13 protein-coding genes are annotated in these 12,332 nt (G+C 72.8%); 7 read left to right on the top strand and 6 right to left on the bottom strand.

The window, feature by feature from the left end; all coding sequences use genetic code 11:
- Positions 1–31: 31 nt before the first annotated feature.
- Complete coding sequence (locus tag AW271_RS09735; RefSeq protein ID WP_062335094.1) at positions 32–541, top strand: SigE family RNA polymerase sigma factor; 510 nt, start codon at positions 32–34, stop codon at positions 539–541.
- Positions 538–1,461, top strand: coding sequence for a hypothetical protein (locus AW271_RS09730; protein WP_062335092.1), 924 nt, complete (start codon positions 538–540; stop codon positions 1,459–1,461). Before AW271_RS09735 ends, AW271_RS09730 begins: the two co-directional genes overlap by 4 nt.
- Here AW271_RS09730 and AW271_RS09725 read toward each other — a convergent pair.
- Positions 1,451–1,918, bottom strand: coding sequence for an NUDIX hydrolase (locus AW271_RS09725; RefSeq protein ID WP_062335090.1), 468 nt, complete (start codon positions 1,916–1,918; stop codon positions 1,451–1,453). The two genes, AW271_RS09730 and AW271_RS09725, sit on opposite strands and share 11 nt — an antisense overlap.
- A 68-nt stretch (positions 1,919–1,986) precedes the next feature.
- Between AW271_RS09725 and AW271_RS09720 the strand changes: the two genes are divergently transcribed.
- Both AW271_RS09720 and AW271_RS09715 read left to right on the top strand, forming a co-directional pair.
- Positions 1,987–3,198 carry a cytochrome P450 gene (locus tag AW271_RS09720; RefSeq protein WP_063817946.1) on the top strand — a complete coding sequence of 404 codons (1,212 nt, stop codon included), beginning with the start codon at positions 1,987–1,989 and terminating at the stop codon, positions 3,196–3,198.
- The gene (locus tag AW271_RS09715; protein WP_062335084.1) at positions 3,198–3,401 is read left to right on the top strand and encodes a ferredoxin; all 204 of its coding nucleotides are present in this window, start codon (positions 3,198–3,200) and stop codon (positions 3,399–3,401) included. The genes AW271_RS09720 and AW271_RS09715 overlap by 1 nt, the downstream gene beginning before the upstream one ends.
- On the opposite strand, the gene AW271_RS09710 is transcribed toward AW271_RS09715, so the two are convergent.
- Positions 3,382–5,283, bottom strand: coding sequence for a HelD family protein (locus AW271_RS09710; protein WP_245653002.1), 1,902 nt, complete (start codon positions 5,281–5,283; stop codon positions 3,382–3,384). The genes AW271_RS09715 and AW271_RS09710 overlap by 20 nt on opposite strands.
- 86 nt (positions 5,284–5,369) lie before the next feature.
- On the opposite strand from AW271_RS09710, the gene AW271_RS09705 reads away from it, so the two are divergent.
- From AW271_RS09705 to AW271_RS09695, 3 genes are all read left to right on the top strand, one after another.
- On the top strand, positions 5,370–6,779 hold the full coding sequence (locus tag AW271_RS09705; protein WP_062335080.1) for a sensor histidine kinase: 1,410 nt from the start codon (positions 5,370–5,372) through the stop codon (positions 6,777–6,779).
- Entirely contained in the window at positions 6,770–7,417 is a 648-nt protein-coding gene (locus AW271_RS09700; RefSeq protein ID WP_062335079.1) for a response regulator transcription factor, read from the top strand. Before AW271_RS09705 ends, AW271_RS09700 begins: the two co-directional genes overlap by 10 nt.
- A gap of 69 nt (positions 7,418–7,486) precedes the next feature.
- Positions 7,487–8,554, top strand: coding sequence for an SMP-30/gluconolactonase/LRE family protein (locus AW271_RS09695; RefSeq protein WP_169806302.1), 1,068 nt, complete (start codon positions 7,487–7,489; stop codon positions 8,552–8,554).
- Here AW271_RS09695 and AW271_RS09690 read toward each other — a convergent pair.
- From AW271_RS09690 to AW271_RS09675, 4 genes are all read right to left on the bottom strand, one after another.
- Positions 8,547–9,281, bottom strand: coding sequence for a coiled-coil domain-containing protein (locus AW271_RS09690; RefSeq protein WP_062335076.1), 735 nt, complete (start codon positions 9,279–9,281; stop codon positions 8,547–8,549). The two genes, AW271_RS09695 and AW271_RS09690, sit on opposite strands and share 8 nt — an antisense overlap.
- A gap of 71 nt (positions 9,282–9,352) precedes the next feature.
- Entirely contained in the window at positions 9,353–10,060 is a 708-nt protein-coding gene (locus AW271_RS09685; protein ID WP_062335075.1) for a hypothetical protein, read from the bottom strand.
- 50 nt (positions 10,061–10,110) lie between these two features.
- A complete protein-coding gene (locus tag AW271_RS09680; protein ID WP_062335073.1) occupies positions 10,111–11,577 on the bottom strand; it encodes an ATP-binding SpoIIE family protein phosphatase in 1,467 nt (488 codons plus the stop codon).
- Positions 11,578–11,584: 7 nt separating this feature from the next.
- Positions 11,585–12,250 (bottom strand): class I SAM-dependent methyltransferase, encoded by a 666-nt coding sequence (locus AW271_RS09675; protein ID WP_062335307.1) that lies wholly within the window; start codon positions 12,248–12,250, stop codon positions 11,585–11,587.
- Positions 12,251–12,332 lie beyond the last annotated feature (82 nt).

Raw genomic sequence — 12,332 nt, 5'->3', positions numbered from 1 at the left:
TTAGATCGATGACACGAGGAGGTGAAGGCGAGTGGCGGGACCGTCCGCGCACGACGAGGAGTTCACCGGCTACGTGAACACCCGGTCGGCGTGGCTGCGGCAGGTCGCCTTCCTCCTGTGCGGCGACTGGCACGGCGCCGACGAGCTGCTGCAGGTCGCCGTCACCCGGCTCTACCTGAACTGGTCGCGGGTGCGCGCGGTCGAGAACCCCGACGGCTACGCGCGCACCGTCCTGGTCAACGCCTACCTGGCCGAACGCCGGTCGTCGTGGGTCCGCCGGGTGATCCCCCTCGGCGGGCAGGAGGAGCGGCCCGCCGCCGGCGGCGACCTCGACGGCGTGCTCGACCTGCGCCGGGCGCTGGCGAGCCTGCCGCCCCGCCAGCGGGCCGTGCTGGTGCTGCGGTACTACTGCGACCTGTCGGTCGAGGAGACCGCCGTCACGTTGCGGTGCTCGCAGGGCAACGTGAAGAGCCAGTCGGCCCGGGGGATCGACCGGCTGCGCCGCCTACTCCAGCCCAGCGCCGAGGAGGTCACATCATGACCCTGGACGCCGATGGACTCGCCGCCGGCCTGCGGGAACTGGCCCGTTCGCCGGCTCCGCCGATGCGGCTGGACGTACCGGCCGTCCGGGCCGCGGGCCGGCGGCGGCGCAGGGCCGTACGAGTGGCCGGCGGGGTCCTGGCCTGCGGGGTGCTGTTCGGCGGCGTGGCGGTCGTGAACGGCGGCGACGACGTGACGGTCGCGGTCGCCTCGCTCTCCCAGGGCCGCGACCCTCTCCTGGCCCATGCCGCGTTCGGCTGGCTGCCCGATTCGGTGATCGGCGTCAGCCACACCGTCGGCGCCCACGGCGACCAGGTGATGGCCCGCGCGGGCGGCGAATGGGGCATGCGCCTGTGGCTCCGCATGTACGAGGCCGACGACGACCCGCCGCTGGAGGACGGCCGGACCGCGCTGCCCGCGCCCCCGGTGAACGGGCGGCGCGCGTACTGGATCACCGAGGATCCGCGCGATCCCCTCAACGGAGGCGACGCCTTCCTGCGATGGCGGGTGCCCGACGGCCGGTGGGCCGAACTGCACGGCTACTACATGGAGGAGGCCGATCAGGGGGCGGTCCTGCTGCGCGTCGCGGCGGACGTGACGATCGGCACCCGGCCCGTGCCGCTGCCGTTGCGCATCGAGGGCCTGCCGGCCGGTCTCGACGTCACCGAAGTCCACTTCTGGCGTCCCGGTTTCACCGACGACGAGACGTGGGAGCTGGCGATGTTCTACGCGGGCCCCGACGGGGCGTCGGTCACCATCCAGGTCAGCCCGCTGACGATGCCGGGAGGCCGGTGCCGCGCCGCCGCCGGGCTCACCGTGTGCGTGGACGCCAAGGGCGTCGACCCGGACGGGCTCCTGCGGCGCATCACCCTGCTCGGCGCGGACGAACGCCGCTGGACCACCGAGGTCGTCATCGAATGAGCAGGAGCCCCAAGGTCACGTCGATGTCCTGGGCGCCTTCGGGCGGCGGACCTGTCGTGTCCCACCAGTGGATCGCGGCGATCTCCTCGTTGGGCGTGAAGTCGTCGTGGCGCGCCGGGACCTCGGCGACATAGATGGCGGCATATTCGGTGCGTACCGGTCGGGTGAGCTCGAAACGCGCGTAGCCGGCGAGGCTGAGCGCGGGCAGCCGCAGGCCGCTCTCCTCGTGGAGTTCGCGGACGGCCGCCTCGTGCGGCCCCTCGCCCGGGTCGATTCGGCCACCGGGGAGTTCCCACTGCGCGCGGTAGCGGTCGTGGACCAGGAGCAGATGGTCGCCGCACCGGACCACGACCAGGGCCGCCGGCATCGGGGCGTCGTCGGGGACGCCGAGCGCGGCCGGGACGAAGGCGGTCAGGGCGTCACCCGTCAGCGGGTCCGACGCCAGTGGTTTCTTCATGGGGCGTTCTCCCGGTGAAGTCGTGAATGTACGATGCGGGCGACCTGATCAACGTAAAAGGAAACCGCATGTCGAATACGGTCGTCCCATTCGAGTTGTTCAGTCCCGACTATTTCCGTGACCCCTATAAAGCCCTCGACTGGCTGCGCGAGAACTCGCCCGTCCACCGATACGTCTTCCCCATAGGCGACGTCCCCATGTGGGTCGTGACCAGGTACGACGACGCGATGGAAATCCTCGGCGACACCCGGTTCAGCACGGCCGAGTGGCGCGGCAGCGCCGAATTCCAGGCGTCCGGCCTTTCCGTCAGCGCGGGCACGGTCCTTTCGCAGACGATTCCCGGCCTCGACCCGCCCCAGCACGGCAAAGTACGCCGCTGCGCCATGAGCGCGTTCACGCCGCGCAGCGTCGACCGGTGGCGGGAGGACATCCGGGGAATCGTCGACGACACCATGCGGGATTGGGCGCCGGGTCAGGAAAGGGAGCTCGTCGCCGAGTTCGCGGCGCTGATCCCCTCGCGGGTCGTCTCGACGCGGCTCGGGTTCACGCTGGAGCGCCGGGAGCAGCTCGCGGGCGACGTCGACCTGCTCATCTCCACCGACCCGGCCGACTTCCCGCGCATCCCCGGCGCGCGGGAGCGCATCATCGCCTACGGGCGTGAGCTGGTCGAGCTGAAGCGGGCCGAGCCGGGCGACGACCTCACCTCCGCGTTCATCCGGGCCGCCGACGAGGAGGGGCGGATCACCCGGGACGAGCTCGACGCGCTGGTCATCATCATGATCATCGCGGGGGTCGGCACGACCAAGATGTTCCTCACCAACGCCATGCTGGCCCTGTTCGACCACCCCGGCCAGCTCAAACTGATCGCCGACGATCCGGGCATCCTGGGCGGGACGGGGGTCGAGGAGCTGCTCCGGTACGAGTCGCCGGTGGCCTCCACACCCTGGCGGTTCCCGACCGAGGACATCCGCGTCCGCGACCAGGTCATCGGGGCGGGGGAGCCGGTCATGGTCATGGTCGCGGCGGCCAACCGCGACCCCGCCGTCTTCGACGACCCCCACCGGCTCGACCTCACCCGCGCCGGGGCCCGGCATCTCGGGCTCGGTCACGGCATCCACAACTGCCTCGGCGCGGCGGCGGCCCGGCTCATCAGCGAGATGACCCTGGCGGCGCTCATCGGGCGGTTCCCCGGGATCCGGCTGGCGATCCCGCGCGAGGAGGTCCGCCGCCACGAGGTCTGGGCGCTGAACGACTACCGGGCCCTGCCGGTGATCCTCTGATGGGGCGGCGGCTGGAGGTCGACCGGGCGCTCTGCTTCGGCACGGGGCTCTGCTCGGCGACCGCGCCGGGGCTGTTCACCCTCGGCGCCGACCGCGTGGCCGTCGCGCGGGCGGAGGAGCTCACCGATCCGGCCGACCTCGCCCTCGCGGAGGAGGTGGCCGAATGTTGCCCGCGCGAGGCGATCAGCCTGCGGCCGGCGTGACGACGATCAGCCGCCGGGTGGCGCGGGTGAGGGCGACGTACAGGTCCCTGGGGCCCGACTCGCGGTAGGTCTCGATGGCGGCGGGGTCGACGACGAGCACGGTGTCGAACTCCAGCCCACGGGCGTCGGGAGCGGCGACGACGATCGCGCCGCTCCCCTCCAGCGCCTCGGCCACGCCGGGCGGGGCGATGACGCCGACCAGGCCGTGGCCCTCCTCCCGGGCCAGGGCCCGCACGGTCTCCAGGTCCCCGGTCACGGTGCGCGGCGGCTCGCCGTGGCGGACCGAGCGGGAGGGCCGCTGACCGGGGGCGATGCGGGCCAGCAGCGGGGTGGCGTGGCCGAGGATCTCGGCGGTGGTGCGGTAGTTGACGGTCAGCGTGTGGTGGACGAAGCGCTCGCCGACGGCCTCGGGCCAGGAGCGGACCGTGGTGGCCGAGCCCGACTGGGCGAAGTCGCCCACGACCGTCATCGAGCGCGACGGGCAGCGGCGCAGCAACATCCGCCACTCCATTTCGGTGAGCTCCTGGGCCTCGTCGACGACGATGTGGCCGTACACCTCCTCGGGCGGGCCGTCGACCAGCGCGCGGGCCTCGTCGAGCAGCGCCAGGTCGGCGCGGGTGCGGGCGGCCCGGCCCAGCGCGTCCTCGGGGCGCAGGCGCGGCCACACCGCCTCGACCGCCCGGTCGACGGCCGGGTCGTCGAGGAGTTGCTCGCGGACGGCGTCCCAGTCGAACTCCGGTCCGTCCGCCGGGGCGTCGTCGAGGCCGAGGGAGCGCAGGTCGCCGGCCACCGCCTCGTCGAGGTCGACGCCGAGCATGGACGCCACCTCGGCGTCGAGCCGGGCCAGCGCCTCGGCGGTGCGCCGTTCCAGCAGGTCGACGAGGGCGTCGACCACGTGCTCGAGGAACACGGCGCGGGCGGGGTTGTGGGCCAGGCCGTCGCGCACGGCGTGGCGGCGGGCCGCGTCGACCTCGGCCGGGGTCAGGACCAGGCTCTCCTGGCCGACCTTGACCTCCAGCGGCACCCCGCGCGGCTGCCGGGCGCGCACCCGCCCGGCCAGCGCCGCGGCCACGGCCGCGACGCCCTTGGCCCGCGCCGCCTCCTCGGGCTCGGCGTCGGCCGGGGTCTGGCCCACGAGGTCGGTCAGCGTGGCCATCCGGACGTCGTTCTCGCCCAGCGACGGCAGCACGTCGGAGATGTAGTCGAGGAAGCGGCTGTTGGGGCCGTACACGAGGACGCCGCGCCCGGCGAGGGCGGGGAAGGCGTAGAGGACGTAGGCCGCCCGGTGCAGCGCGACCAGGGTCTTGCCGGTGCCGGGGCCGCCGTCCACGATGGTGACGCCCCGGTGCGGTGAGCGCACGATGGCGTCCTGCTCGGCCTGGAGCGTCGAGACGGCCTCGCGCATGCGGCCGGTCCGGGCCCGGCTGAGGGCGGCCGTGAGCGGGCCGTCGCCGACCACGTCGTCGGGCGTGGGGGAGGAGCCGTCGAGGATCTCGTCGCTGACGTCCACGACCCGGCGGTTGTTCAGCCGCAGGTGGCGGCGCCGGCGCAGGCCCAGCGGGGTCGCCGGGGTGGCGGCGTAGAAGGGGCGGGCGGCGTCGGCGCGCCAGTCGACCAGGACGACCTCGCCGTCCGGGGAGCGCAGGCCGACCCGGCCGATGTGCAGGGACTCTCCGGCCGGGGTGTCGATCCGGCCGAAGCACAACGAACGTTCGGCGGCCCGGAGTTCGCCGAGCCTGCGGGTCAGCCGCGACAGTTCGACGTCGCGGGCGTGCAGGTCGTCGGAGGTGGTCAGGGCGCGGTCGCGGGCGGCCAGCGTGTCGGAGACGGCGGCGTCGAGGCGGTCGTACAGGCCGTCAACGATCTGCTGTTCGGTTTCCACCCGCCCAAGTATGGAGACGAGGGATACGGAAGGTAAGGCTTGACTTACTTTGTGATGTCCATCGAGGTGGCTTCTAGACTCCCGGTGTGGGCGAATTACTCGTCGGGGCCGCCTACCTCGTCGCCGGGATCGTGGGATGGGCCGTCCAGCCGCGTTATCGCGCGGGGCCGCTGCTGGTGGGGGTCGGCTCGCTCTGGCTGCTCGCCAAGCTGGGGCCCACCGTGCCCGTCGTGAGCGGCGCGTGGGCCGCCGTGCTGGGGCACTGGCTGATCACGTTCCCGACCGGCCGGGCCGAGACCGCCGCGCGGCGGGCGGGGGTCGGTGTCGTCTACGGGGCGCTTCTGGTGGCGGCCTTCGTGCCGCTCGCGGGGCTGGCCGTCGGCGGGGCGGCGGTGATCGCGGTCCAGGCGGTGCGGTGGCGGGGCAGCGCGGCGGCGCGGCGGCGGGTGTTCAACCCGGTCACGCTGACGGGGCTGGTCGCCGTCGTGGTGGTGCTGGGGCTGAAGCCGGTGGCCGCGACCCAGCCCCTGGCCGGCGTTCTGCTGCTGGTCGCGCTCGGGCTGGTGCCCGTCGGCCACCTGGCCGGGCTCCTGCACCGGCGGGTCGCCGTGGCCGATCTCGTGGTGCGGCTGGGTGACGTCCCGGCCGACGGCATCGAGGCCGGGCTCGCCGCGACGCTGCGCGATCCGACGCTCCGGGTCGGCTACTGGGCCGCCGGGCGCTATGTCGACCTCGGCGGGCGGGTCGTCGACGTGCCCGAGGGCAGGGCCACGCGGGTCGACCGGGCGGGGGAGCGGCTCGCGGTGCTCGTCCACGACCCCCTGCTCTTCGAGGAGCCCGAGCTGATCGAGGCCGCCTGCGCGGCGGCCGGGCTGGCGCTGTGGAACGAGCGGCTCGCCGCCGAGTTGCGCCTGCGCATCCGGCAGGCCGGTGAGGCGACCGAGGCCGAACGGCGGCGGATCGAGCGCGATCTCCACGACGGCGTGCAGCAGCGCCTGTTGTCGATCCCGATGACGTTGTCGCTGGCCGAGGCGTCCCGCGATCCCGCGCCGCTGATCAGGGAGGCCCGGCACACCCTCCTCGCGGTGCTCGGCGACCTGCGGGCGCTGACCCAGGGCATCCACCCGCCGATGCTCACCGAACGGGGCCTCGCCGGGGCGGTCGGGGAACTGGCCGCGTTGTCGCCGGTGCCCGTGCGGGTCACGGCCCGCGTCGGCGACCTGCCGCCCGAGGTCGAGACCGTCGCCTACTACGTCGTCGCCGAAGGGCTGGCCAACGTGCGCAAACACGCCGGAGCGACCGAGGCGGCCGTGCGCGTCGAGGCGGCCGACGGGGTGCTCTCGGTCGAAATCCGCGACGACGGCGTCGGCGGGGCCGACCCCTCGCGCGGCACCGGGCTGCGCGGGCTGGCCGACCGGGTCGCCGTCTGCGGCGGCACCTTCCACGTGGACGGCCGCGCCGGCACCGTCGTCCGGGCGGTGCTGCCGTGCGGGTGACCCTCGCCGAGGACAACACGCTGCTGCGCGAGGGCCTGGTCAGGCTGCTCGCCGAGGCCGGCTTCACCGTCGTCGGGGCCCACGACGACGCCGCCGGGCTGCTCAAATCGGTGGCCGACCACCGCCCCGACGTCGCGATCGTCGACATCCGCCTGCCGCCGACCCGCACCGACGAGGGACTGCGGGCGGCGGGCCGGATCAGGCGGCTCCATCCCGGTACGGGGGTGCTCGTGCTCTCCCAGTACGTCCGCCTCACGTACACGGTCGAACTGCTCGACGGCGGCGCGAAGGGCGTGGGCTACCTGCTGAAAGACCGGGTGACCGACCTGGCCGACCTGGCCGCCGCGGTGCGCCAGGTCGGCGGTGGCGGGGCGGCGTTCGACCCCGTCGTCATCGACCAGCTCGTCGGCCGCCGGGACAGCCCCGGCGACCCGCTCAACGGGCTCAGCGAACGCGAACGGGCCGTGTTGTCGCTGATGGCGGAAGGCCGCACCAACCAGGCCATCGCGACCCGGCTCGGCATCGCCGAACGGACCGTGGAGAAACACTGCTCGGGCATCTTCGCCAAGCTCACCCTGCCCGCCCACCCCGACGACCACCGGCGGGTCCTGGCGGTGCTGCGCTACCTGAACGGGTGAGGCCAGCCGCACCCCGCATGCGTGCGGGCACGCTTCCGCGCCGCCGACCCCCGCCCGAGACTCGGCGGCGTGAACCTCAAGAGATCGGCCCTTATCGGGCTGGGCGCGGTGGCGCTGCTGACCGGCGCGTTCCTCGTGTTCCTCCGCCCGCCCGTCGACCCCTTCGACCCCGTCGCCTGGGACCCCGGGCCGCCCGCGAAGATCCCGCGGGTCACGCCCGCCGCCGGGGTCGCCTCGCTCGGCACGCTGCCCGGCCCGGAGGACCTCGCGGTCGACGCCTCCGGGTGGATCTACACCGGTCTGCTCGACGGGCGGGTCGTGCGCCTGCGTCCCGGCGGCCGGCCGGAACCCTTCGCCGAGGTCGGCGGGCGGCCCCTGGGGCTGGCGTTCGACGCGCGCGGGCACCTGCTGGTCGCCAACCACGGCGTCGGCCTCCAGTCGGTCGCGCCCGACGGCGCCGTCACCCTGCTCACGGACCAGGCGGGCGGCGAGCCGATCAGATTCGCCAACGACCTCGCCGTGGCCGCCGACGGAACGGTCTACTTCTCCGACTCCAACAGCAGGCTGAACAACTCGACCCTGCCGGGATCCGCCTTCTCCGTGTACGACTTCCTGGAGGGCCGCCCCCGGGGCAGGCTCCTCCGCTACGACCCGTCGACCAGGACCACCACCGTCCTGGCCGGGGATCTCTACTTCCCCAACGGCATCGTCGTCACCGACGACCAGCGGGCCCTGCTCGTGGTCGAGTCGACCCGCTACCGCGTCACCCGCCATTCGCTGACCGACGGCACGACCACGACCTTCCTCGACCGCCTCCCCGGCATCGGCGACGGCTTCACCCGGCTCCCCGACGGCCGCCTGCTCCTGGCCGTGTACGACAGGGTGCCCCTCCTCGACGAGCGCATCCTGCCGAACACCTGGACCCGCCGCCTGGCGGCCCGCCTGCCCGCCTCCCTGCTGGCCGACGAGGACGACCCGATCGCCGGCTCGATCCTGGTGATCGGTCCCGGCGGCCGGATCGAGCGCAGCCTGTCGGGCCTCGACCCCGCGCCCGCCAACGTGGTGCCCTACGAGCAGGGCTGGCTGCTGGGCTCCCTCCAGGGGCGGGAACTGCGGACCATGCCGGCCGTCAGCTAGTGCGCACCAGGCGGAGGAACGCCTTCAGGCCGGTGATGAGCTCCTGGTTGTCGCTCAGCCCGTCGACCGTCTCGTCGAACTTTCGGGTCATCGACGTGATGCGCCGGTTCAGGTCGTGGTCGGCGTCCTCCAGCACCGACCGCGCCGCCGCCAGTTCGCCGCGCACCTGCCGCAGTTCCTCGGTCAGCGTCTCGATCGACGCCTCCAGGGTGGTCCGGGCCTCGACCAGGTCCTTGACGTCGGCGCGCAGCGTCGCCACGTCCTGGCGCGGGTAGTGCAGCTCCTCCATCAGCGTGCCGACCCGGTCCTTCAGGTGGGCCAGGTAGGCGCCCGTGGGCCGGAACAGGGTGGCCAGCAGGTAGAAGCCGGCGAAGTAGTAGCCGACGTACTCCCCGGAGAAGTAGGTGACCGTCGCGATCACCGCCGCGGAGACCACGTGGCCGAGCACCGCCAGCCGCAACATCCGCTTCGCGATGCCCCGGGCCTCGTCCTCACGGGCCTGGGGCACCTCGATGCCGCGCTCCCGCGACAACGCGGTCTCGTGGACGACCCGGCGGGCCGAGAAGTACAGGTTCCACGGCACCGTCAGCAGGACCAGCAACCAGATCAGGCTGACCGCGCCGACGCCGATCGCCAGCACGGTGCTCGGGGCCACGCCGGTCGAGAAGGTCAACCAGGCGGCGAATATCGCGAAAGTCAGGGAAACCAGGAAAATCCACCATTTCATGCCCCAAAGGATCTTCCCTGGAGGCGATGGCGGGCACCGCTCTCGTACTCAGACCGGGTAGGGGATCGGCACTACTTCGGCCAGGGGATCCCGTCGTCCCACATCCGCTCGGCCTCGGCGGCGAAGCGGTGGAACCAGACGCCGTCACGCGGCTCCAGCGCCAGGATCGGCCCGCTCTCACCGGGGGGAAGGTACTCGAACCGCTGCGCGCAGAGGTAGGTGCCGTCGATGACCTGAACGCCCAGCGCCGGGACGAACCGGGCCAGGCGGACCTCCAGGTTCCCCCCGGTCTTCGCGCGCAGCGAGTCGAGTTCGGCCAGGGCGCTCTGGATGCGCTGGACCAGCAACCTCGGATCGGAGCCGCTGAAGCTGTGCAGGGACGCCGCCGCGATGGCCGCCTCGTCGTCGGGGTCGACCATCATCACCCGGATTCGCGCCCCGCTGAGCAACATCGTCCGCAGCTCGCCGCGGGCCGTGTTCAACGTCCGGGCCATCGACCGCCCGATGAACAGGTAGTCGCGGGCCCGCGCGCGGCGGTCGGCCAGGTCCTTCGGGAAGTCCTCGCGCAGGAAGTTCCGGTCGGCGACCAGCCCGGCGACCTGGCGGCGTGACTTGATCTGCGAGAACGCCAGGAACGCCAGCAGGGCGAGCGTGCCCGAGATGAGCGCGGCCGTGTCGGCCAGGCCGACGACCCCGAGCGCGGTGAACACCAGCGCGACCAGCGCCAGCGCGTAGAGGTCGAGATTGTCGTCGTGGACGAGATTCCGCAGGCGCTTCACGGTTGCCATCCTTCCGGGCGAAGCGCGTGCCGGCCGGGCTTTCCTGGTCTTCAGGCGCCCTTCACCGGCAGGCTGAACCAGACCGTCTTCCCGCCCGCGACGCGGCTCGTGCCCCACCGGTCGGCGAGCTGGCTCACCACGAACAGGCCGCGCCCCTCGTCGTCGAAACGGCCGGGTTCGCGCAGTCGCGGCATGCGGTGGTCGTCGTCGCTGACCTCGCACAGGAGGTGGTCGGTGCGCAGCAGCCGTACGGTGATCGGCCGGGCCGTCGCCCGCACCGCGTTGGTGACCAGCTCGGAGGCGAGCAGTTCGGCCGTCGGGATGAGGGTGTGCAGCCCCCAGCCGGCCAGCGTGCGCCGCACCAGCCCGCGCACCCGCGACGGGGTCTGGGCCTGCGGCTCCAGCAACCACTGGGCGACGTCCTCGCTGGGGATGCCGGTGAACCGGATCGCCAGCATGGTCACGTCGTCGCGCATCGGCGCGGCCGGGACCACGCTCGCGCAGACCTCTTCGAGCGGCCGCACCCCGGCCAGGCCGCGCCGCAGGCGCTCGACCCCGACGCCGATGTCCTCGCCGCGCTCCTCGACCAGGCCGTCGGTGTAGAGGACCAGCACGCTGTCGTCGTCGGCGGCGATCTCCACCGTCTCGAACGCGTTGCGCCCGAGCCCGATCGGGGTGCCCGCGGGCGGCTGAAGCACCTCGGCCTTGCCGTCGGCGCTGACGAGGACCGGGGGCAGGTGTCCGGCGCTGGCGATGGTGCAGCGGCGCAGGACGGGGTCGTACACACAGTAGACACAGGTCGTGATCGTCTGGGCGGCCAGCCGCTGCGCCATCTCGTCGAGCGACTGCAGCACCTGCTCGGCCGGCAGATCCAGGGAGGCGAGGGTCTGTACGGCGATGCGCAACTGTCCCATGATCGCCGCCGCGTCGAGGCCGTGGCCCATGACGTCGCCCACGACCAGGGCCACCCGCGAGCCGGGCAGCGGGATGACGTCGAACCAGTCGCCGCCGACGCGCGCGGCGGCGGGCTGGTAGCGGAACGCGATCTCCAGACCGGGCAGGGAGGGAGGCTGACCGGGCCGGATCCCGCGTTGCAGGATCTCCAGCGTCTCAAGCTGACGGCGGTGTAATCGCCCGTGGAAGATCGTCAACGCCACCGGGACCGCCAGCTGCCCGGTGACCAGCACGTCGTCCTGGTCGAACTCGGCGCGTTCACGATCCCGGGCGAGCACCGCGCAGCCGATGGCCTCGCCGTAGGCGCGCAGCGGCACGGTCAGCAGCCGCCCGCCCACGAGCTCGGGGACCGTGGCCGCCGGATCGCCCGACCAGCGCGAGGGCAACCGCCCCCGCGGATCGAGCCGGTGCACGGCACCCCCGTCGAGGTAGACGGCGGCGGCGTCGGCCAGCCGGGGCACGGCCGCCTCGCAGAGCAGCCGTGCGGCCTGCTCCGGATCGAGGCACTCGCCGATCGCCCGTGCCGTGTCACCGAGAAACGCCAGACCCTCGGTGTCGATCACTGCGCCGTCAGAACTGGTTCCGTCGGCAGTTGAGGAACAGCTGGATCTCCGGTGGCGCCTGCGTGGTGGCCGGCGCGTAGGAGATGTCGGTCTCGACGACCACGGTGAACCCGGTCTCCTCGACCAGGGCCCGCAGGTCTTCGCGCAGGTAGCCGGTGACGCGGACGGGCGCGCCGAGGAACTGGAACGGCACGTCGTCGAGGTCGATCTCGACCATGCTCAGCGCCAGCAGCCCGCCGGGCACGATCACGTCGTGGATCTTCTGCAGCGCCGTCGCGATGTCGGCCCGCGGCAGCATCAGCAGCGAGAAGAACGCCACCACCGCGTCGAATCGACCAAGTGAGGAGTCGATCTCGGTGACGTCGCGCTCCAGGAAGGTGCCCTCGGGCACGTTCTTGCGCGCCAGGTCGAGCATGACGGGCGAGATGTCGATCCCGGTGACCTCGCAGCCCGCGTCGGCGAACTGCTTGGCGGTCGGCTCTCCGGTGCCGCACCCGACGTCGAGCACGCGGGCGCCCGGCTGGAGTTGCTTGATCAGCCACTCCCCGGCCGCGATCTGCCCCTCCTTGTGGGGAAAGGCATCGTCGTATCGTGACCCGATGCGGTTGAACGCCTCGGCCTGCATAGCCCGGTATTCGTCGCGACTTTGAGCCGAACCGGATTCAGTTGTCATCATGCCGCCATATGGGAGATCGCCGACTTCTGCCCACCAAGTGATAGGCCCTCTGGGCTCACAAGTCAAGATATATCTGCGT

Origin of the sequence: Herbidospora sakaeratensis (genome assembly GCF_001570525.1) — a bacterium.
GTDB classification, from domain to species: Bacteria; Actinomycetota; Actinomycetes; order Streptosporangiales; family Streptosporangiaceae; genus Herbidospora; species Herbidospora sakaeratensis.
This window is presented reverse-complemented; position numbering and strand designations above follow the sequence as displayed.

Coding starts and splice junctions, on each gene's coding strand:
- AW271_RS09730 (WP_062335092.1), top strand. CDS start 538: ATGACCCTGGACGCCGATGGACTCGCCGCCGGCCTGCGGGAACTGGCC.
- AW271_RS09725 (WP_062335090.1), bottom strand. CDS start 1,918: ATGAAGAAACCACTGGCGTCGGACCCGCTGACGGGTGACGCCCTGACC.
- AW271_RS09720 (WP_063817946.1), top strand. CDS start 1,987: ATGTCGAATACGGTCGTCCCATTCGAGTTGTTCAGTCCCGACTATTTC.
- AW271_RS09715 (WP_062335084.1), top strand. CDS start 3,198: ATGGGGCGGCGGCTGGAGGTCGACCGGGCGCTCTGCTTCGGCACGGGG.
- AW271_RS09690 (WP_062335076.1), bottom strand. CDS start 9,281: ATGAAATGGTGGATTTTCCTGGTTTCCCTGACTTTCGCGATATTCGCC.
- AW271_RS09675 (WP_062335307.1), bottom strand. CDS start 12,250: ATGACAACTGAATCCGGTTCGGCTCAAAGTCGCGACGAATACCGGGCT.